17 protein-coding genes are annotated in these 20,081 nt (G+C 59.5%); 7 read left to right on the top strand and 10 right to left on the bottom strand.

Annotated elements, in window-relative coordinates:
• Positions 1–2: 2 nt before the first annotated feature.
• On the bottom strand, positions 3–854 hold the full coding sequence (locus ACZ0AZ_RS21195; protein WP_039758664.1) for an STAS domain-containing protein: 852 nt from the start codon (positions 852–854) through the stop codon (positions 3–5).
• A gap of 260 nt (positions 855–1,114) precedes the next feature.
• Here ACZ0AZ_RS21195 and ACZ0AZ_RS21200 point away from each other — a divergent pair, with 260 nt between their 5' ends.
• Positions 1,115–1,378, top strand: a complete 264-nt coding sequence (locus ACZ0AZ_RS21200) for a hypothetical protein (protein WP_039758986.1) — start codon at positions 1,115–1,117, stop codon at positions 1,376–1,378.
• Positions 1,379–1,434: 56 nt separating this feature from the next.
• Here ACZ0AZ_RS21200 and ACZ0AZ_RS21205 read toward each other — a convergent pair whose 3' ends face one another.
• Positions 1,435–1,956: a DUF4142 domain-containing protein gene (locus ACZ0AZ_RS21205; RefSeq protein ID WP_039758662.1), complete on the bottom strand. Its 522-nt coding sequence runs from the start codon at positions 1,954–1,956 to the stop codon at positions 1,435–1,437.
• A gap of 204 nt (positions 1,957–2,160) precedes the next feature.
• On the opposite strand from ACZ0AZ_RS21205, the gene ACZ0AZ_RS21210 reads away from it, so the two are divergent.
• Entirely contained in the window at positions 2,161–2,415 is a 255-nt protein-coding gene (locus tag ACZ0AZ_RS21210; RefSeq protein ID WP_039758660.1) for a DUF465 domain-containing protein, read from the top strand.
• Positions 2,416–2,514: 99 nt separating this feature from the next.
• Positions 2,515–2,679 carry a hypothetical protein gene (locus ACZ0AZ_RS21215; RefSeq protein ID WP_165368399.1) on the top strand — a complete coding sequence of 55 codons (165 nt, stop codon included), beginning with the start codon at positions 2,515–2,517 and terminating at the stop codon, positions 2,677–2,679.
• Between the two features lie 107 nt (positions 2,680–2,786).
• Here ACZ0AZ_RS21215 and ACZ0AZ_RS21220 read toward each other — a convergent pair whose 3' ends face one another.
• From ACZ0AZ_RS21220 to ACZ0AZ_RS21230, 3 genes are all read right to left on the bottom strand, one after another.
• Positions 2,787–3,863 carry an SMP-30/gluconolactonase/LRE family protein gene (locus ACZ0AZ_RS21220; protein WP_463538070.1) on the bottom strand — a complete coding sequence of 359 codons (1,077 nt, stop codon included), beginning with the start codon at positions 3,861–3,863 and terminating at the stop codon, positions 2,787–2,789.
• Complete coding sequence (locus ACZ0AZ_RS21225; protein WP_463538071.1) at positions 3,860–5,005, bottom strand: sterol desaturase/SRPBCC family protein; 1,146 nt, start codon at positions 5,003–5,005, stop codon at positions 3,860–3,862. Before ACZ0AZ_RS21225 ends, ACZ0AZ_RS21220 begins: the two co-directional genes overlap by 4 nt.
• Before the next feature lie 113 nt (positions 5,006–5,118).
• Positions 5,119–5,982, bottom strand: a complete 864-nt coding sequence (locus ACZ0AZ_RS21230; RefSeq protein WP_024012724.1) for a LysR family transcriptional regulator — start codon at positions 5,980–5,982, stop codon at positions 5,119–5,121.
• Positions 5,983–6,330: 348 nt separating this feature from the next.
• On the opposite strand from ACZ0AZ_RS21230, the gene ACZ0AZ_RS21235 reads away from it, so the two are divergent.
• Together ACZ0AZ_RS21235 and ACZ0AZ_RS21240 are read left to right on the top strand one after the other, a co-directional pair.
• Complete coding sequence (locus ACZ0AZ_RS21235) at positions 6,331–6,807, top strand: MbcA/ParS/Xre antitoxin family protein (protein ID WP_129998566.1); 477 nt, start codon at positions 6,331–6,333, stop codon at positions 6,805–6,807.
• Entirely contained in the window at positions 6,804–7,298 is a 495-nt protein-coding gene (locus tag ACZ0AZ_RS21240; protein WP_039758650.1) for an RES family NAD+ phosphorylase, read from the top strand. The genes ACZ0AZ_RS21235 and ACZ0AZ_RS21240 overlap by 4 nt, the downstream gene beginning before the upstream one ends.
• 104 nt (positions 7,299–7,402) lie before the next feature.
• On the opposite strand, the gene ACZ0AZ_RS21245 is transcribed toward ACZ0AZ_RS21240, so the two are convergent.
• Positions 7,403–7,720, bottom strand: coding sequence for an SCP2 sterol-binding domain-containing protein (locus tag ACZ0AZ_RS21245; protein WP_016774477.1), 318 nt, complete (start codon positions 7,718–7,720; stop codon positions 7,403–7,405).
• A gap of 63 nt (positions 7,721–7,783) precedes the next feature.
• Entirely contained in the window at positions 7,784–8,494 is a 711-nt protein-coding gene (locus ACZ0AZ_RS21250) for a histidine phosphatase family protein (RefSeq protein ID WP_129998567.1), read from the bottom strand.
• Between the two features lie 204 nt (positions 8,495–8,698).
• On the opposite strand from ACZ0AZ_RS21250, the gene sohB reads away from it, so the two are divergent.
• Complete coding sequence (gene sohB / locus ACZ0AZ_RS21255) at positions 8,699–9,730, top strand: protease SohB (RefSeq protein WP_039758645.1); 1,032 nt, start codon at positions 8,699–8,701, stop codon at positions 9,728–9,730.
• 67 nt (positions 9,731–9,797) lie between these two features.
• Here sohB and ACZ0AZ_RS21260 read toward each other — a convergent pair whose 3' ends face one another.
• The 3 genes from ACZ0AZ_RS21260 to ACZ0AZ_RS21270 form a co-directional block, all read right to left on the bottom strand.
• A complete protein-coding gene (locus ACZ0AZ_RS21260; RefSeq protein ID WP_039758643.1) occupies positions 9,798–10,292 on the bottom strand; it encodes a DUF934 domain-containing protein in 495 nt (164 codons plus the stop codon).
• Complete coding sequence (locus ACZ0AZ_RS21265) at positions 10,276–11,934, bottom strand: nitrite/sulfite reductase (RefSeq protein ID WP_129998568.1); 1,659 nt, start codon at positions 11,932–11,934, stop codon at positions 10,276–10,278. The genes ACZ0AZ_RS21260 and ACZ0AZ_RS21265 overlap by 17 nt, the downstream gene beginning before the upstream one ends.
• A 501-nt stretch (positions 11,935–12,435) precedes the next feature.
• The gene (locus ACZ0AZ_RS21270) at positions 12,436–12,654 is read right to left on the bottom strand and encodes a DUF2970 domain-containing protein (RefSeq protein WP_039758638.1); all 219 of its coding nucleotides are present in this window, start codon (positions 12,652–12,654) and stop codon (positions 12,436–12,438) included.
• 157 nt (positions 12,655–12,811) lie between these two features.
• Between ACZ0AZ_RS21270 and ACZ0AZ_RS21275 the strand changes: the two genes are divergently transcribed.
• Positions 12,812–19,990: an NEL-type E3 ubiquitin ligase domain-containing protein gene (locus tag ACZ0AZ_RS21275; protein ID WP_463538072.1), complete on the top strand. Its 7,179-nt coding sequence runs from the start codon at positions 12,812–12,814 to the stop codon at positions 19,988–19,990.
• The last annotated feature ends 91 nt before the right edge of the window (positions 19,991–20,081 follow it).

Below are 20,081 nucleotides of genomic sequence, written 5' to 3' on the forward strand. Positions count from 1 at the left end.
GCTCAGACCGCTTTGCCGAGGCTGATGCCCAGGCGAGTCAGGGCCAGTTTCAAGGCGTCGGCCAGGTTGGCCTTGGTCACAACGCCTTGCAGATCCAGACCCAGGTGAACGATGGTTTGGGCGATCTGCGGACGCACGCCACTGATGATGCAATCAGCGCCCATCAGGCGAATTGCGGTCACGGTTTTCAACAGGTGCTGGGCAACCAGGGTGTCGACGGTCGGCACGCCGGTGATGTCGATGATGGCGATCTCGGAACCGGTGTCGACGATGCGTTGCAGCAGCGATTCCATGACTACCTGGGTGCGTTGCGAATCGAGTGTGCCAATCATTGGCAGGGCGAGAACGCCATCCCACAGCTTGACCACCGGCGTCGACAGTTCCAGCAGCTCTTCCTGCTGACGCTTGATCACCGCTTCGCGGGATTTCTGGAAGGTGCCGATGGTGTGCATGCCGACCGTATCAAGCAGTTCGGAAACTTCCAGCAGTTGCTCGGCGAGCAGTGCCGGCTGGTCCTGATAATGGTTTTGCAGCAGGGCGAACAACGGGCCCTTCAGGGCGAAGATGAAGTTGGCGGTTTGCTGGGAATCCTGGCCGAGCAGGGCGCGGCTCTGCGACAGCTTTTCAAGAAACTGACGGGTGTCTTCCCAGCCTGCGGCGGCAATCTTGCTGCCGTTGCCGTTTTCCAGACCGGCCAGCAGCAAACTCAGCAAGTCACGGGTTTGCTGAGCGAGGTCGTGCTCCTTGAGATTGCGCGTGGCGCCGCTGGCTTCGAGGCGTTTGGTCCATTCGCTCAACAGTTGAGCCTGGTTGTTCTTGATTGCTACAACTGTGCTGTTCTGCAGTGCTGCCATGTGCGTGTCGCTCCGTTACGTATTGGTGCCGGCTCAGCGAAATGACCGGCGCGAATTGACTGACATTCGCCGCTTGAAATAGTTGTTCACCCAGCGGCGAATTTTTCCGCCTGTCGCGTCGAACGCCCCGCTAACTCTAGTCGGCGTGGCAGCAGGCAACGATGTTTTGAACGAATCTGCGGCGTCAGGCTTCGAATCTGCATGCCCGACGTTTTCCAGTCGTGCTGGAAGAAGGAGGCAGGACTATGAATGAGGTGGATATGAACGAGCAAGCGCCGCAACAGCAAAATCAGTCCTCAGAGTCAATTAACCGCAACGACCCCGCCATCGACCCGCAGACACCGGGGCAAAATACCCCCGCGCCGGCTGAAGAAGGACAGGCGGACAGCGCGGCTGCCGAGGTCGATCAGAAGCAGCATCACAATGACAACAACAACGAGTTCAGCCCCGGCTTCAAGCCTGACCCGGACCGTCCTGAACCGGGCGAAAGCACCGATGCCGATATCGATACCGATGGCGGTTGATCGCTGAAACGCAAAAAGGCCGCATCGAAGGATGCGGCCTTTTTATTGCCGGGCGGTTACTTGCTCGGGTGTTTGGCTTGCAGCTCTTTGGCATGGGCCAAGTGTTTTTCCAGCGCTGGCAGCATTTTCTGCGCGAACGCTTTCAGCTCCGTAGCACCTTTGGTCTTGTCATCGGTCACGGTGTTCGCCTGTTTCTTGAACAGCTCGATTGTTTCCTGGTGAGCCATGACCTGGTTGTTAGCGTAGGCCGCATCGAAGGATTCATCGCGCATGTCGAGAATCTTTTCCTTGGCCTGTTTGACCAGGGTAGTGGTGTCCGGAACCTCAATGTCGTTGGCTTTGGCAATTGCCGCCAGCTCGTCGTTGGCCTTGCTGTGATCGGTGATCATCTGGTTGGCAAAGGCTTTGATGTCAGCAGACTGGCTTTTTTCCAAGGCCAGGCGACTGGTTTCGATTTCAGCGATGCCACCGGCGGCGGCGTTATCGACAAAATCGTTGTCGGTCGCGGCAAAGGCGCTGCCCATACCGGCAGACAGTGCAACAGCCAGAGCGAGATGACGCAGGTTGAATCCGTCCATTGGGTATCTCCACGCAGGTTTTTGTGAGCGTTATCCAATGGAGCGAGCGCACCAGCCAAAGGTTTTATCGCATTTACGACAGGGCGACGAACGGCAACCGCTGGTCTGACAGGGTGTCGACAGAAGCTGTTGCGCAAGGCCATGCTGATAAAGAGTCAGCGCATCGGTCGCGCTGGTTGTCGATCAATTTGATGGAGGTGTTTCATGCCGGTTTCACATGATCTGTATCAGGACCTGGGTTGCAAGAAGGATGAGATCGAGCAAAAGCGCTCCGAGGATCCGAAGCTGGATTCGCTGCTCAACAAGTATTTCGAGGTGGATGCTGAAGTGGTCGAGGCCGAGAACGCCCAGTCAGACGCCCCCAGTGACGACGAATTGAAGAAGCTCAAAGAGAAGCGCGTGATCGTCAAGGAGCAGATCGTCGCCCGGTTGGCCGGGCAGCCGCTGACCGGTCAGTAATTACCTGACCCGTGGTCGCCATCCGAAGGGAACGGCGACCACCCACGGCACCTCCAATGTGCAGAGTCTGCAAACCATCGACTCGTTGCGAGGTGCCTCATGAACGATCCGAAATTCCCCAGTGAAGAGCAGGGCGGCTTCGACCCGATTCCGACCCGCCCTGAACCGAACAGCCCGGCGCATACCACTGCGCATCCGGAAAAAACCGTGAAAGAACTGCCGGAAGATGAAGATCCGGAGAAGTTCGACCGGTCCAGCAACTGACAGACCGCTTTCGCGAGCAGGCTCGCTGCCACATTGAAAGGCATTTCCCCTGTGGGAGCGAGCCTGCTCGCGAATGCGTCAGTCCATTCCATGCACATCCCTCAGGCTCACTTCAGCGCCGAATCCAACCCCATCCGCCCCATATGCGTGGCCTTCAACGATCCAAAGTACAACCACTGCCCATACTCGCGCACGGTGGTAATCGGCGAGTAATTGCCTTCGCTCGCATCCTGCAGATTGGCAATCACCTTGCCGTCCAGATCCAGCCCCAGCACGAATCCGCGCTTCTCCACAGGCTTGGGCAGAATCGTCAACGCCCTCACGATCATCTTGCGTACGAACGGGTGCTGCGCCGTGCCATCGAGTAACGCGTTGCGCGGCGCGTACAACGCTACCCAAAAGCGATTGCTGCCATTGAACGAGAGGTTGTCCGGAAGCCCCGGCAAGTTGTCGATGAACACATCATTAGTGCCTGCCTTCGGCCCGCTCAGCCAGTAGCGGCTGATGCGATAAGCACCGGTCTCGTTCACCAGCACGTAGGCTTCGTCCGGGCCCAGGGCGACGCCGTTGGCGAACTGCAGCTTGTCGAGCAGCACGCTGGTCTTGCCGCTCTGAAAATCGTAACGCAGCAGGCGCCCATCGGCGCCGTGTTCGATGATTGCCTCGCCGTCATGGCCGTAGCCCCAGCGGCTCGAGGCATCGCTGAAATAGGCATAGTGGCCTGACTTGTCGACCGCTACATCATCAGTGAAGCCAAATGGCACTCCATTGGCTTCGGTGGTCAAGGGGATCACGCGGCCCTGTGCATCCAGGGACAACAAGCCTTTGACCGCGTCGGCAATCACCAGCATGCCGTTCGGATGACGCGCCAGGCCCAACGGGCGGCCGCCGGTGTCGGCGAGAACCTTGCGCTGCGTGCCGTCGAGGCTGCTGCGGATGAGCCGGCCGTCATGCAATCCGGTGATGAGGAATTCGTCTTCCAGCACCAGCGCCTCAGGCCCTTCGATGTCGCTCGGCCCGACCTTTGCCACGGCTTTCAGGCGCTGGTTGTCCGCGTAGATGCCGTCTTTCAATGACGGCGCTGGTGGCGGTGTCCAGGCCACCGGTTCGACCTTGGTCGGCAGCAACAGCAAGAAGGCGATGACCAGAGCGATCAGCAGGCACAGCACATAACGTAATTTCACGCGCTGGCCCTCGCCGCGCCGATGTACTGCGCGGTCGTGTCGCGCAGGGCAAGCATGGACGCGGCAGACTCGCGTTCAATGCGACGCTTGAGCAACAGGCGATTGGCGAGGCGTATGAGCAAGCCGTCGAAGCGATATTCCAGTGTGCGCACGAAACGCGTGCTGCCAGCCTCCGCCGAACACTCGTAAGTCAGCTGTAGCGACAGGCCCTGATCACTTTGCGCCCGTGCGCACCAACGCCGACCCGGCAGATATTCAGTGACCTCCCAACGCAAATGGCCGGCCCGTCCACCGGCATGGATGTCCTCTTCGAACCGCGCACCGGCATGCAGCGGTCCTTGCGGACCGTCAATCTTCAATGAGGAGGGATGCCAGTCCGGCCAGTGACTAACGCTGGCGGCATAGGCCAGCACGGCGACCGGCTCGCCGGCGATATCGATCTGGTGCTGCATGCGCGTCATGGGCATTTGCGAATTACTCAAAGGGGCGGGTTCCGGCTCGCGGTACAGCGTGCCGAACAGGTAGTCCATCAAGGGCAGAACGATGTTGAAATTGCGCTCCTGCATGCGCTCGCGGCGGTGATGCAGTTCATGCAGACGACGCATCTGGCGGATCCACGGCAACCGGGTCAACGGATTTTGCGGCGGCAAATGTTCGCAGGCATGGAACACTTCGTAGAGCAGATAGCCAAGCACCATGCACCCGGCGAACAGCCCGGCGACATTCGCGTTGACCTGCGCGAGCAGCCACCACAGGGGCAGCGTGATCACCAGCGTATGAATGACGATCAGCCAGGCTGGAAACAGAATCACCCGCCAGTCCCGCGCGCTGTCGTAGGTCATATGGCCAGGGACGAAAAAGCTGTGATGGTCGCCGGCATGCCGCGCGTAGAACATCTTTGCGAAGGTTTTTTTGTGATGGCCCAAATGGCGATGGACCATGTACACGCCGAAGTTGAACAACAGCAGGCTCAGCGGCACGGTCAGCCATTCCAGCCAAGTCAGCGATTGCACTGTGTGCCAGAACGCAGCGATCGCGAGAATCCCGAACAGCAACACGAACGCGCCATGCAGCCACGGGTTGTACAAAGGATGAATGGCCGCACGATAGCGGCTGCGGAATGCCTCGGTGGTCTGCCTCAATGCGTTTCACCTGTAGGTATTGTTGTTATACCCGGCAGATTAGCCGATCCGCTGACTTGTGCAGGGCGAACCTTGAGGTCACAAATGCCATGCTCAGGACTGCAAGCGCTGGATCAGCTCAACGGATTCCAGCGTTGCGACCAGTCGTCATCAGTGCGGATCACTTCGCGCAACAGGTCGAAGGCCTGTTGCAGCACTGCCGAGTCGCGATCACGCGAATACACCAGATAGGTCGGATAACCGAATTCCGGCGCTTTGGTGACGGCTTCCAGTGCGCCGGTCTCCAGATAAGTGCGCACGACCCGGGTGCGGAAATAGCCGCTGCCGCCGTGTTCGAGGATGTATTGCAGGGCCAGCGGGCCAAGGTTGAAGCTCAGCGCGGCTTTGGCTTTTTCCGGCAGGGCGGCATCGTGCTGACGGCGGAAGTCCGGCCCCCAGTCGATGTACACGTAAGGCTCGGGGCGCTCGGGCGCGCGCACCAGAATCAGTTTTTCTTCCAGCACTTGCTCGACCTGCAGACCCGGCCAGTATTCCGGCTGATAAACCAGCGCGGCATCGAGCACACCGAGTTCGAGCTGACGCAGCAGATTCTCGCCATCGCGGATTTCCATGCGCAGCGCGTGGCCGGGGATTTTCTCGCGCAGTTCCGCTGCCCAACTGAGCATCAGCGGGTTGCACAGGCTGACCTCGCCACCGATGTGCAGCACGTTGTGATACCCCTCGGGCAGCGGCAAGTCGCGGCGGGCGGCTTCCCAGGTCTGCACCAATTGATTGGCATAAATCACGAACGCTTCGCCATTGGCCGTCAACTTCGCCCCGGCACGATTGCGCACGAACAGCGTGCTGCCCAACTGGCTCTCGAGCTTCTGCACCCGCGCGGTGATCGCGGTTTGCGTGACGAACAGCTTCTGCGCAGCGGCGGCGAGACTGCCGTGACGGACGATTTCGAGGAAGGTGCGGGCGAGGTCGATGTCCATGGGCGGAACCGGTTTCTGGAGGTGGGGCGCATTGTAAGTCAAAAGTCCCTCTCCCCACCTTGAAAGCAACAACGGATTGAACCGCTGAAAATTGCGTTTGAGTCCTACGGAAACAGGAGCGGTTTGATCAGATTTGGGGATATTTCTGACGACTTTTTCAGGTTGGTCGTCGGACGCCGGGTCTATAGCATCAGTCCTGACATTGAAGTCATCGAGCGCACAGATCGCTCTGGACCCGACAAAGGATGGACTATGCGAATCCCACTGATTGAAAGCCATACGCCTGCTTACTCGCCTCGCCATTACTGGCGCGACGATCGCGCCAGGTGTCCCTCGGAGGACGTTGCCATGCCGAGCGCCAAAGTGCCCCGGCTCACGGGCTTGAGGAAGCTCGAGGGCAAACCTCTGGAGTTGCTGTTGCGTGGGCAGGATACCGGCGACGATCCGATGCTCATCCTGCGCTGCACAAGCGAAGGATTTGAGCTGCTTGATGTGGTGAACATGATCGCAACCTCCGAGCTGTACCAACAGGGAGAGATGGTCAAACGTATCACCGGCAAATCTGTGAGAACCGTGCGACGCCTGCTCAAGGAAGGCGCGTCGGTGCGCCTGGACACGCCGCAGAGCGTGATCGCCTACCAATATGCCGCTGCGCTGGAACTGGCCATCGAAGTATTCGGGCGTCAGGCCAAGGCCGAATCATGGCTGGAGCAACGCGCTACTTACTTCTACGGTTATGTGCCGCTCGATCTGGTTGGACATGCGCTGGGCTTCAGGATGGTGGAGGAGTATCTGAACCAGATCAAATACGGGGTTTATCAATGAACCCCTTGCCCTGGGATGATCGCTGGTACGCCTGGCGGCTGGATCGCGAGGTGTACAGCGAGACCTGGGACAGCGGCCTGGGGTCGAAACGGGACGGTGGCCGCTGGAATACGCCGGGACGCAGAGTCGTTTATGCGTCGGTCGACCCCTCGACGGCGATCCTGGAAGTGGCCGCCCATGGCAGTTTTGATGCGCTTGATCAGGAGCCCTATGTGTTGACCTGTTTTGAGATCACCCACGACGCCAGCGTCAGAATCGTGCAGCCGGAAGATGTGCCCAATCCGCATTGGCTCACCCCGATCAAGACCTCGCCCAACCAGCGAAAGTTTGCCGATGCACTGTTGGCTGAACACCCGTTTATTCTGGTTCCATCCGTGGCAACACGGCACTCGTGGAATTTGCTGGTGAGCTGCGATCTGGCGGAGGGTCAGTTCAGAATGGTTTCGCAAGAGCGGTTTGGGCTGGATACGCGGTTGTTGCAGGAAGGTTGATCGTATCTCCGCGAGCGGAGCGCGAAGCCGAGCCCTGCGCTGATCTCCTGCATGAACGACAAATCCCGTCACAAGGACGGGATTTGTTTGAACCAGGCTGCTTCTTACGAAGGGAACAGCTCGGACAGTTTCATCGACAGCATCATGTCGCCTTCAACGCGCAGCTTGCCGCCCATGAAGGCTTGCATGCCGTCGGTTTCGCCGCTGACGATGTCTTTCAGAGTCTGGCTGTCCAGCACCAGCGTGCAGTTGGCGTCCGGGTTTTCGCCTTCCTGAATGTCGCAAGTGCCGTCTTTGACGATCAGGGCGTATTGCTTGTCTTCGTCGGTGATGTTGAAACCGAAGACCAGGTCCAGACCGGCAGCGGCGGCTGGGTTGAACTTGGCTTGCATTGCTTTTACGGCATCAGCTACGGAGGTCATGGTTCGATCCTTTCTTGGTCATGGGAGCTGGGTGGTTACAGCCAGGGTCACAGTAAGCCGGACTCAGCGAAAAGTGATGAGTTCCGGGGCCTTCAGCAGTTGCAGGTGTGCGTGACTGTTGAAGGAAGCCAGAGCCACCTCGCGACCACGAAACTTAAGTTGGTTGAGCGAGGTGTTGACGATTTGCCAGTTCAGTTCAAACGCCTGTCTGGCAGGCATCTGCGTAATCAGGTGGAGCAGGGCAGTGATGGTGCCGCCGGAAGTGAACACGGCGATTTTCTGGTTCTTTTGCGCCAGATCGAGGATGCGCTGCAGCCCGGCCTGAACCCGCTCGACGAAACCCAGCCAGCTTTCCAGTCCCGGTGTGTCGTAGGTGCCAGCAAGCCAGCGCTCGACGATGAGGGCGAAGATGCGCTGGAATTCGCCACGGTTCTGTGCGGCGTTGCGCAGGATGTCGAGGGCTTCCGGCTCTTCCGGCAGCATGGCGGGGAGCAGGGCGCGGATCACTGCATCGGCGTCGAATTCGTTGAAGGCGGAATCGGTTTCCAGAACGGGTACTGGCAGGCCCCTGGCGCTGAGTTGCTCGAGTGCGCTGGTGGCCGTGTGCTGTTGACGACGCAGGTCACCGGCAAGGCAACGATCAAAGCTGATGCCCAGATCGGCGAGGTGCTGGCCGAGGATTTCTGCCTGACGCACGCCGGTCGGTGACAGCACGTCGTAATCGTCTGCACCAAAGGAGGCCTGGCCATGTCGTATCAAGTAGATGCTGCCCACGTCCGCGTCGTCCCGGTACGTTGAAGGTCAGGCGAGGTTATGAGGATGGCGTAAGGCTGTCAATGAAAAAACATACGCTTGTTTGAAATGCCCGTTACAGGCGTGTTGCCAGAGATTTCACGGCTGGCCGATGAGCCGGCGCATGGGTATGCTGGAGCCATTCCGCGTGTATTACATGTTCACGCATTGCTTTGAGGAGTCTCTGTGGATTTTTTCACCGAATACGCCAGCTTTCTGGCCAAGACTGTCACGCTGGTGATCGCCATTCTGGTGGTCCTGGCCAGTTTCGCCGCGTTACGCAGCAAGGGACGACGCAAATCGGCGGGCCAGTTGCAGGTCAGCAAGCTCAACGATTTCTACAAGGGCCTGCGTGAACGCCTGGAGCAGACGCTGCTCGACAAGGACCAGCTCAAGGCTTTACGCAAGGGCGAAGCGAAAACCGATAAAAGTGCGAAGAAGCAGAAGAACAAGCCTGAGACCAAGTCCCGGGTATTCGTGCTCGACTTCGATGGCGATATCAAGGCTTCCGCCACCGAGAGCCTGCGCCACGAGATCACCGCGCTGCTGACCCTGGCCACGCCGAAAGACGAAGTGGTTCTGCGTCTGGAAAGTGGCGGCGGCATGGTGCACAGCTACGGTCTGGCGTCATCACAATTGGCGCGCATTCGCGACGCCGGGGTGCCACTGACAGTGTGCATCGACAAGGTTGCTGCCAGCGGCGGCTACATGATGGCGTGCATCGGTGACAAGATCATCAGCGCACCGTTCGCCATTCTCGGTTCGATTGGCGTAGTCGCGCAGCTACCTAACGTCAATCGTCTGTTGAAAAAGCACGATATAGACTTCGAAGTGCTGACCGCCGGTGAATACAAACGCACTCTGACCGTGTTTGGCGAAAACACCGAAAAGGGCCGCGAAAAGTTTCAGGAAGACCTCGACATCACCCATCGCTTGTTCAAAAACTTCGTCGCCCGTTATCGCCCGCAACTGGCGATCGATGAGGTGGCCACCGGTGAGGTGTGGCTCGGTATCGCCGCGCTGGAAAACCAACTGGTGGACGAACTGAAGACCAGCGATGAATACCTGGCGCAAAAGGCCAAACTGGCCGAGGTCTACCATCTGCACTACGCCGAGCGCAAAAGCCTGCAGGAACGCATCGGCATGGCCGCCAGCGGCTCGGTTGACCGCGTGCTGCTGAGCTGGTGGAGTCGCCTGACCCAACAACGCTTCTGGTAAACACCAGGCATAAAAAAACGCCGGTCAATGACCGGCGTTTTTCTGTTCGCACCCAAAGCCCTGAGGCTTAACGCCGACGGAACAACGGCAGCGGTTCGTCACTGGCAGCCTGGTAGGTCACCGAGAAGTCCTTGAGGCCTTCCAGCGCTTCGTACGGGTCTTTATCCGCGCGAATGGCGAAGGCGTCGAAACCGCAACGATGCATGTAGAACAGTTGGTCCCGTAGAACATCGCCAATTGCGCGCAGTTCGCCTTTGAAGCCATAACGGTCACGCAGCAGACGGGCATTGGAGTAACTGCGGCCATCGGTGAACGCCGGGAAGTTAAGCGCGATCACTTGAAACTCACTGACGTCTTCACCGATTTCTTCGGCTTCTTCGTCGGCATCCAGCCACACGCCCAGACCGCCATCGCGGGCCTTGAGCATGCGGCTGTGCTCGCGCCACAACTGCAGAGGAACGATCAGATCGTCGCAGTTGCTGATCTCGTCGATGTTGAAATCCTTCGGCAGCAAGTGCCAGGTCTCGTCGACGACTTCGTTGTTCTTAATGATTCGCTGCATAGACGCGTTCCTTGAAGAGGTCGATGCCAATACGCTGATAGGTGTCGATGAAGCGTTCGTCTTCGGTGCGTTGTTCAACGTACACATCGATCAGCTTCGAGATCACGTCAGGCATGGCTTCCTGTGCGAAGGACGGGCCGAGGATCTTGCCCAGGCTCGCATCACGGCTGGCGCTGCCGCCGAGAGAAACCTGATAGAACTCTTCGCCTTTCTTGTCCACGCCGAGAATGCCGATGTGGCCAACGTGGTGATGACCGCAGGCGTTCATGCAACCGGAGATGTTCAGGTCCAGCTCACCGATGTCGAACAGGTAGTCCAGGTCATCGAAGCGACGCTGGATCGACTCGGCAATCGGGATCGACTTGGCGTTGGCCAGCGAGCAGAAATCGCCGCCCGGGCAGCAGATGATGTCGGTCAGCAGGCCGATGTTCGGCGTGGCGAAACCGCCTTCGCGCAACTCGCCCCACAAGGCGAACAACTGACTCTGCTCGACATCGGCGAGAATGATGTTCTGCTCGTGGGAGGTGCGCAGTTGACCGAAGCTGTAGCGGTCGGCCAGGTCGGCAACGGCGTCGAGCTGCTTGTCAGTGATGTCGCCGGGGGCAACACCGGTCGGCTTCAACGACAGCGTTACGGCAACATAGCCCGGCTTTTTGTGCGCCAGGGTGTTGCGGCTGCGCCAGCGAGCGAAGCCCGGATGTTCTTTATCCAGATCGGCCAGTTGTGCGGTCTGGTTGTCGAGGGTCTTGTAGTCCGGATCGACGAAGTGCTTGGCAACCCGATGCAGTTCGGCCTCGGTCAGCGTGGTCTGGCCACCGCGCAGGTGTTCCATTTCCGCATCGACTTTCTGCGCGAACACTTCAGGCGTGAGCGCCTTGACGAGGATCTTGATCCGCGCCTTGTATTTGTTGTCACGACGGCCGTAGCGGTTGTACACACGCAGGATGGCGTCGAGGTAGCTCAGCAGGTCTTGCCACGGCAGGAATTCATTGATGAACGCGCCGACCACCGGCGTACGACCGAGACCACCGCCGACCAGCACGCGGAAGCCCAGCTCGCCAGCGGCGTTGTAGACCGGTTCCAGACCGATGTCGTGAACTTCAATGGCTGCGCGGTCGCTGGTCGAGCCATTCACGGCGATCTTGAATTTGCGCGGCAGGTAAGCGAATTCCGGGTGGAACGTGGTCCACTGGCGGACGATTTCGCACCATGGTCGTGGATCGATCACTTCATCGGCGGCGACGCCGGCAAACTGGTCGGTGGTGACGTTGCGCAGGCAGTTGCCGCTGGTCTGGATGGCGTGCATCTGCACGGTCGCAAGTTCAGCGAGGATGTCCGGGATGTCTTCCACCGCCGGCCAGTTGAACTGCACGTTCTGCCGCGTACTGATGTGGGCGTAGCCCTTGTCGTAGTCACGGGCGATTTTGGCCATCATGCGCACCTGGCGCGACGTCAGTTGGCCGTAAGGCACCGCCACGCGCAACATCGGCGCGAAGCGCTGGATGTACAGGCCATTTTGCAGGCGCAGGGGGCGGAATTCTTCTTCGCTCAGCTCACCTGCCAGATAGCGTCGGGTCTGATCACGGAACTGCTTGACGCGGTCCTCGATGATCCGCTGATCGTACTCGTCGTATACGTACATATAAGTCCTGTTCTCAGGCTTGGGCTACTCGGAAAACGCTGCGTTTTCGCTTGCTGGAGTCCGATGATGCCTCTGCAATTCTGCGCGCACGGCCGCGCACTCCGTCACGGAGCCGGGGCAATATACCCGTTTGCAGTTATGCGCAAAAGTGATGTTTGAGTATATGTAAAGAACCAAATCGCCTAACGAGAATGGCTTGCAACTAATCCACATTTGTCGTGCGGACAATCATCGTCTTTACTCTGATCGAGTCTTTGTGCAATCACCGATAAAACCGACAAGAGGCGATGCAATGAGCAACCCGACCAAAGCCAGGAAAAGCGACAGCAGCGTCGACGCATGGGCCATTTTGTTCCTGATCATTCTCGTTGTAGGAACAGCGGTCTTCTGGGTCAGCCACCAGTGAGTGAAATTCCGGGTCTGACCGCATGCCTGTCGCCGGTGGTTCGCCAGTGACAAGGCTCGATCGCTTTGCCAAGGCCCGGATTTTCCATATTGGCCTCAAACACCGGCCAGATGCAGCACCAGTTTGACGATTCCGAACAGCGTCAGACCGAAAACAGCTGTGAACAAAACGCCCAGTATCACGAAATGGCTGGGCTTGCCGTGGGCGAAATCCCTTTCCCGGTTCTTGCCACTCTGTACGCCGAAGGCTGCAGCCATGACGCTGTGCAGCATCTGCCAGAAGGTCGGCGGTTTGTTGTCGACTGGATCGTCCATAAATCCCTCTCCGCTAAATCGTGCGTTACAAGCATAGTCAACTCTGCGCCCGACCGTTCAGACACGTCGTAACAACTCTCTCTGGACTCGATAACTATGTACCGCCGCACCGGTCGGTGCGGATGATGTGCTGTCGCTTCATTTACAGGAGCGATGTATGTCCCCCGATTCCCTCGTATCCAAAAGCGCGGCCCCCCTGATCAAACCGGCGGCAACGCAGAGTCTGCACGCGCCGTTGCTGGAAGCGTCGGTACCGCAATGGTTGATTGATGCTCCCGCGCGCAGAAGAGCTGAGTTCAAACAGGCCACCAAGGCAACCCCCGACTGGTACAAAAGCGCGTCGCCCGCGCAACGCGACGTGCTGCACAAACGCTTCAGAGACAGCTTCCAGGCGCAGGTGCAGCTGGATAAAACCATGTCATCGTTCAAAGACATTGACGCCTTTGCCAGGCCTTTGCTGCTGGAGGCTCTGAAAAGCCGCTATCAGGTGGAAGTGGATGTCGACAAGACGCTGTTGTGTTTGAAGCGACCGATTCTCGTAACTGTTGCTCGCGTGGAAGTTGGCACTCACGAGGTACTGACGCTGCCCATGCTGCAGGCAGCCTTGCACAACTTTGAAAGTCACGAATGCAAGTACGGCGCCTTTCACAAAAGCTCAACCTTCGCAGTAGCAACCGGCACGCCCGGTAACTACAAGGCAGTCCCGGTCAATGTCTCGATCAGGAACTTTCTCAGTCTGTGCCGTGAGCTGGACATTGGCGCGAAATATCAAGCCTACCTGACTTCGTTTTTCCATCCAGCCGACCCCAAGACGGAAGCCGCGCTGCGCCGCCAGTTCATCTTGGCTCAGAAGAGCGCTTTACACGCGGCGGCCGAACAAGCGTTGTTGACCAAGGACATCCGCCGCCAGGATCACGCGATGATTCTTTCCGTTCTTGCGGGCAACAGGACCCCCAGACTGGATAACAAAACAGTCTCGTTTCAGGATTTGGGCGTGATGCGCCATAGACTGGTTGGCTGCGTTGTCTTTGTGATTTACGACAGATATCCGTCATATGACGAAGTAATTCTTTACGTGCCCAACGACCCCGAGCATCCGCTCAAGCGCTACACCGGCACGCAAATGCAGGACACACTGAAACGCTTGTTGTCTGCTCGGGATCCACAGCACCCGCAAAGCACCGCGCCGACGGCCTATCAGGCGTTTTTCAGCCAGTTCTTTCCTTATAGGAAGCGCGCTGAATATTTCAACCAGTTCATCAAGCCCGCCCATCCCGCGTCCGAGTGGTTGTGGTTGGCATGGCGAACGATAGGGCAAACAGTGACGCCCCTAGGGCCTTGGGAGACGCCGCACAAGGATCCGCAAATGATTCCGGATACCGATCCTTACGTGGCGGCCGCACCGTTTCCGGACCCGAACGCTTATTTCAAGGGCACAAACTCTGACCTCTGGAACTGTCTCTACGAAAAACACCGCGACAAGCTGTTCGATGATGCCCGCAGCCACGCAGTGCCAACTGAGGACGTCGATGCCAAGGCGCGCGACGCCAAACTCGCTGCGCTGCTGCAGTTCGGTCTGCTGGCAGCGAACGTCGCATCGATGTTCGTCCCCGTACTCGGCGAAGCGATGATGGTGATCATGGCTGGCCAATTGTTGTATGAAACCGTTGAGGGGATCGTCGAATGGAGCGACGGCGACAAGCACGCGGCCAAGGCCCATCTGGTCGATGTTGCCGAAAACCTCGCACTGATCGGGGTCACCGCCGTTGCGGGTGCAGGTTTGAGCCGGTTGAGGCCTGTCAAGCCTGAGCCGGTCATCGAGAGCCTGCACCCGGTGACGTTACCCAGCGGTAAAACCCGACTGTGGAAACCCGACTTCAGTGGTTACGAACAGGACGTGACATTGGACGCCTTGGGCGAACCCAACGCACTGGCGCAGTATTCCTTCGAAGGCAAAACGTATATCCGCCAGGGCAGCAAGGTCTACGAGCAGGTCCAGGATCAAACGACCGCGCAATGGCTGCTCAAACATCCCAGCGATCCCGATGCCTACCGGCCGGTCCTGGTCAACAACGGCCACGGTGCCTGGCGTCTGGCACTGGAACAACCCATGACCTGGGGGCGTCTGGACTTGCTGCGCCGCATGGGGCCGCTGACTGACGGTTTTTCCGACGACGCCCTGCTGATGCTGGCCGATACCAGCGGTATCAGTGACAACACGCTGCGCAAAATGCACATGGACCATTTACCCCCGCCTGCCGAACTGCGTGACGCCATGCGCTTGTTTGCCGCCGATAAGGGAGCCAGACAAATGATCGAGCAGTTGCGCGGTGCCCAGGCAATTGATGAGCAGTACCTGTACGCGCTGCCGCTGGTCCCCGAAATGCCGCGTTGGCCGCCGGGCCGCGTGCTGGAGATCGTCGAGGGCGCGGGGGAGGCGGCGCGATCCATCCAGTACGGCGCACAAAAACTGCTGCCGGGGATTGAGCGCAAACCGGCGATCCGGATCAGCCGCGAGCAAGTGCTGAACGGCGAACTGCCGGCACGAATCATCGCTGCGCTGGAGGAAAATGAAATTGTTCATCTGCTGGGGAGCAGGGGCGCGCAATTGCGTCCGGCGAGACCGGACGAATTTACTGCGAGACTCACCGAATACGCCTACACCCGACAGCCAGCCATCTTCGACAGTCTCTACCGGCGCAACGGACCCGCGAGTGGGCGGGTGCGCATTCTGCAGCGCGAATGCCCGGGGCTCAGCGACGAAGCCGCGCAAGACGTGCTCAACCACGCATCGGCCGCCGAGCTTGCCCGACTGGACGCGACCCGACGCTCGCCCTTGAAGCTGCTGGAAGAGGCCCGCTGGTACGCTCGCCAAGGTCGACAGATTCGGGCATTCGCCGGTTTGCACGGCGAAAACCTCGCCTCCGCAGACAGCCGACGCCTGGCATTGCATGCACTGGAACAACTGCCGCAATGGCCGCAAACCTTGCGGCTGGAGATCCGTGACGGCAGTACAACCGGTGCTTTGCTCGACGGTATCGGCGAAATCACCGCACCGGTTTTACGCTACCTGGTGAAAAACGGGCCTTTCTATCAGGCCTTCGATGCCAGTGCCCAAGCGCTTGATAGAGTGCCCCGGTTGGAGGACAGTTTTTACCGGTCGCTGTTGTCCGCCTTGCCTGATGAAACCCGGTCAGCGCTGTGGCTGGCGGATGTGCGCACAGGCAGCGAACTGCAACAGAGCATCATCCAGTCAGCCCACGCGCATCGTCTTGATGCTGCACGGCTACTGGAGCCGCACGCCAGGTGGTTCAAGCCTCCGGCGCGAGTGAGTGCCCGGTTGAGCGGTTATTACGCCAGCGGACGCGGTGCCGGTTGGAATACGCATCTGCGCAGCCGCGCGCAGCATTTGTATCCGGAGCCGCGCCAGGTTGAAGCGTTTTTCGCTCGGCGACGCGGCAGAACCGACGCGCAGATCTTCGATGAACTGGAGTCTCGACTGAAGGATTGGGAAACACTCAATGCCACCCTCGACCGATGGCAGGCAGGCCCCTCGAGCAGTCAGACCGCAGCGCACCGTGCGCAAGTGGCCCAGGCCCTCAGAGAGGCCTGGCGCAACGAGCCGTTGGCGGCGCAGGCCCGGGAAGTGGCGCCGCTGTCATTGGTCTGCGATGCGCCGCTGCCTGCGTTGACCACGAGGTTTGACCATGTGCGTGAATTGTCGGTAACGGGCAGCGGCCTCACCGACGCCAATGCCGAGGCTTTTCTGGCGGCGTTCCCACAGGTCACCGATCTGTCGATTGGCGAGCCCGGCCTTGGGATCGAGCAGACGCTGGTGAACGGATCACTGACCACGCTGCCTGTAGCGGTTGGCCGCATGCCTGAGCTGACCCGCCTGCGCTTCGCCACCGATGCGCCGTTACTGGCGGAGAACTTCGCGCAGCGGCTCGAAGCGTTGTCTTCGCTCGAAGCGCTGCGCATCGACTACTCGGGTACCGATTCAACGTCCTTGCACGGACTCGATTTTTCAAGGCTCAGGCAGTTGCGCACGTTACGCATCGACGCGCCTCGTGCTTTGTGGCGATGGCCGGCGTCGGTCGAACGGCTTGGGCAATTGCAGCGTCTGGACCTCAGTCATACCTTGATCGAGACGCTGCCGTCGTCGCTCTACCACGGGCAGGAACGCCTGTGGGCCGGCCTGTCGCTGGACTGGTCGAGAGTCACTGCGGACACTTTTCTGCGCGCTTATGAATACGTCAGCAACTACGCCGGCCCCTTGGGACATCTGCTCGATGTGCACCAGATGGTCAACGAGTTCTGCCGGGCCGAACTCGATTCCATGCTCGCCGCGCCTGGGCTGCTTGATCCGTTGCCGCTGGCGTTCGATGCCGCATCGGCTACGCCCGAGGCACGGCTGGCCGCGATCACCGCGCTGCGCGCCGAGCATGACAGTATTTTCGCTCGATTCCATGCCCCAGCCCCGCACGGTACTCGCTACGCAGCGCTCAGCCCGCAATGGACAACAGGCAGCAACGCCGAGATTTTCAATATGCTTAGACACAGTTGGCAAGGCGCCGTTCGGCAGCGGTACGGCCTGCCGTCCCGCGTGTCCATCTTTGAACTGAGTACTCAAACGGGGGCCGAACGCGTTGTGCAATTGCCCGTATTGCCGCCAGGCAGTTTTGCCCATGTGCGCACGCTGCGCCTGGGAGGACTGGACGTTTCCGCCCGAGCGGCCCGCCGTTTCATCCGCGCCTTCAGCCGGACCGAAACCCTGCAGATCAGCGGCAACACCTTCACGGAACTGCCCTTTGCTGCAGCCGAACTGGAAGGTTTGGCACAGCTCGATGCTGCCGATAACCGGATTGCCATGACGCCAGTGGTGCAGCGCCAGATCAATGGCTTGCAGCGCCTCAGGGCGCTGGACTTGAGCCATAACCCGCTCGGGGATGTCGATGTCAGCGCCTTGAATGAGTTGCAGGCATTAGGCCTGCGGTCGACGAGGCTGCAACGCTGGCCCGCTGGTGTCGAGGATCTGAACCGGTTGTCCTGGCTGGACTTGCGCGATAACCGCATCGACTCTGTGTCGCCGAGGGCGTTGATGCACACGGATTTGCTGATGAGAACCAACCTGGCCGGCAACGTGTTCAGCCCGCAGGGTGAAGCTGCGCTGAACACGGCGCTGCGGCGTATCGAGCAGCAAACGGGCCTGGCGCACGGCACGCTGGCGCGATTCGCAGCCGAACCCGTGCCGGAGCGATTTCCGCCAACGGAAACCGGTGCATCGTTCATCGACGAGCTGGTGCCGCTTGCGCAATCCGCTGCGGTGGCGGGCGAGACCGGCGCGGCTGCGCATTTGCAGCGGTTGCGGCAGATTTTTCCAGACGAGCGTGCTCGGCTCAGCTTGCACAAGCTGCGCAGGATGGCGCTCAGCGACGCGCAGATCGACGCACGAATCACTGAGTGGCATCAAACGTTCGACGCGCTGACCCGCCGTTTGAACGACTGGTTGTATACCCGCGAGGTCACTGGAGAAGGCGTGTTCATCAATGCGCGCAGTCGCTCCTTCGCTGCACGGCGCATCCGCGCCGCATGGCTTGATGGGCTCAGCGAAAGCCCAGGCACGCCCGGGCTGGAGCTGGAATTTTCAGAGCGGCAAACCGGTGACCTGCCGGAGCTGGACGTGCAGTTGCCAGGTGTGACGAGCCTGGACTTGACCCGCGTCGGTATCACCACGCGCGGCTCTGACGCTTTCCTGCAGGCCTTTCCCAACCTCGAAACCTTGTTTGTCAGCGGCAATGAATTGCTGGCGTTGCCCGCGCCGGTGCAACGCATGCGGCATCTGCAGCGTCTGGAAATGCAGTATTGCAATCTGCACAGCGCGACGAGCCTGTACCCATTGCTCGGCAGCGGCCGTCTGCGCGCGCTGGATCTGGGTTACAACGAGATCCGCGCTTTTCACCCGCCGGCGTTTGGCGCTCTCGAAACCCTGGATTTACGCTTCAACCAGTTGAGCGAATGGCCGGACGGCGTGTTGATGGCGCCTCGTCTGCATACTCTGAATCTGAGCGGCAACCGGATCGAGGAGTTGCCTGTTGGTTTGTTCAGCGGTGGGCACGGGAATCTGCTCGAGGGCACCGACTTGTCCGCAAATGAACGTTTGTCGTTGCCAGCGTTGCAGGATCTGCGGCGCTACTCGCGCGAACGTCCGGGGCGCCCCGTGTTGGGTGTATCGCGCGCACGGATCGACGACATGATCAACAGGCAGATATTTTACGACGGCATCGGTTTGGAGGAGCCGGTCGGTATCCCTGAGGGGGAGGGCGGCGTTGATTTTGATGTGCACGCCGCCGTAGCACCTGTCGAAGAGCTGTTGAATCCGGCAACTGACATTGCACCGCGCTCGCTTGCCCCTTGGCTCCAGGACACCCCCGCATCGTTGGCAGAACAACGAACCGTGATCTGGACGCGGCTGGCACAGGAACCGAACCACGAACGTTTTTTCCAGCTGCTGCGGCTATTGCGCGATACCAAGGATTTCAATCGCGTGCGGGCTGATCTCACGCGCAGAGTGTGGGAGGTCATGCAAGCTGCCTACTACGATACGTCGTTGCGAGAGTTGTTGTTTCACAGCGCTGAAACCCACGGCACCTGCGTTGACGGGCGGATTCTGACGTTCAGCGACATGGAGGTCCGGGTCTGGGCGGATCGCGTTTTGCGCCAATTTGCGCCGGATCAAACAGCTCTCAGGGGGCAGGCACTGGTGCGTTTGTCCCGGCAAATGTTTCGTCTGGACCGGGTCGAGACCCTTGCTGAAGCCGCGGCCGCGGCTGAGAGACTGGACCGCGCCGAGGTGCGCTTGCAGTACCGCATCGGGCTGACTGGCCATTGGGGCGACGGTGTCGATTTGCCCGGGCAGCCGGCTTTCATGTCCTACTTCGATCCCCTCAGCGGGGATTTGCTCACGCAAACCCGTGAATCAATCCTTGCGGCAGAGCGGACCGACGCGCTGCCAATCAGCATGGTGGCCCACGATTACTGGACGGACTATCTGCGAGAACGCTATCCGCAGGAGATGAACGATCTGAATGCATCGGTCGATGATCAGCGCTTGCAGCTCTGGGGAGCGTTGGACGGACGCCTCGAGCGGGCTGAGATCGATGCCGGACAATATGACCTGGAACTGGATGCCCTAAGCCAGGCGATGGAAACGCTGCGCGTGGAGAAACTGGTCGCACTGACGCGTCGGGCGATCGACGAGCTACAGCAGGTCGCTGACAAGTCGCAGCTGCCTGGCCGCACCTCGCCGGAACCCGGGCCATCGTTGCGTCCCTGAAACACGGAATCGGGGCAGGATGTTTCAAGGTCAAAATCCACATTCGCTTACTCATTAACACTCGAGCGATATTCCGATACCGCAGACGGGA

This window comes from Pseudomonas sp. AC239 (assembly GCF_979258545.1).

What these genes read in the sequence shown, in the direction of transcription:
- ACZ0AZ_RS21195 (WP_039758664.1), bottom strand. Translation starts at nt 854, where the DNA reads ATGGCAGCACTGCAGAACAGCACAGTTGTAGCAATCAAGAACAACCAG.
- ACZ0AZ_RS21200 (WP_039758986.1), top strand. Translation starts at nt 1,115, where the DNA reads ATGAACGAGCAAGCGCCGCAACAGCAAAATCAGTCCTCAGAGTCAATT.
- ACZ0AZ_RS21205 (WP_039758662.1), bottom strand. Translation starts at nt 1,956, where the DNA reads ATGGACGGATTCAACCTGCGTCATCTCGCTCTGGCTGTTGCACTGTCT.
- ACZ0AZ_RS21210 (WP_039758660.1), top strand. Translation starts at nt 2,161, where the DNA reads ATGCCGGTTTCACATGATCTGTATCAGGACCTGGGTTGCAAGAAGGAT.
- ACZ0AZ_RS21215 (WP_165368399.1), top strand. Translation starts at nt 2,515, where the DNA reads ATGAACGATCCGAAATTCCCCAGTGAAGAGCAGGGCGGCTTCGACCCG.
- ACZ0AZ_RS21230 (WP_024012724.1), bottom strand. Translation starts at nt 5,982, where the DNA reads ATGGACATCGACCTCGCCCGCACCTTCCTCGAAATCGTCCGTCACGGC.
- ACZ0AZ_RS21235 (WP_129998566.1), top strand. Translation starts at nt 6,331, where the DNA reads ATGCCGAGCGCCAAAGTGCCCCGGCTCACGGGCTTGAGGAAGCTCGAG.
- ACZ0AZ_RS21240 (WP_039758650.1), top strand. Translation starts at nt 6,804, where the DNA reads ATGAACCCCTTGCCCTGGGATGATCGCTGGTACGCCTGGCGGCTGGAT.
- ACZ0AZ_RS21245 (WP_016774477.1), bottom strand. Translation starts at nt 7,720, where the DNA reads ATGACCTCCGTAGCTGATGCCGTAAAAGCAATGCAAGCCAAGTTCAAC.
- ACZ0AZ_RS21260 (WP_039758643.1), bottom strand. Translation starts at nt 10,292, where the DNA reads ATGCAGCGAATCATTAAGAACAACGAAGTCGTCGACGAGACCTGGCAC.
- ACZ0AZ_RS21265 (WP_129998568.1), bottom strand. Translation starts at nt 11,934, where the DNA reads ATGTACGTATACGACGAGTACGATCAGCGGATCATCGAGGACCGCGTC.
- ACZ0AZ_RS21270 (WP_039758638.1), bottom strand. Translation starts at nt 12,654, where the DNA reads ATGGACGATCCAGTCGACAACAAACCGCCGACCTTCTGGCAGATGCTG.
- ACZ0AZ_RS21275 (WP_463538072.1), top strand. Translation starts at nt 12,812, where the DNA reads ATGTCCCCCGATTCCCTCGTATCCAAAAGCGCGGCCCCCCTGATCAAA.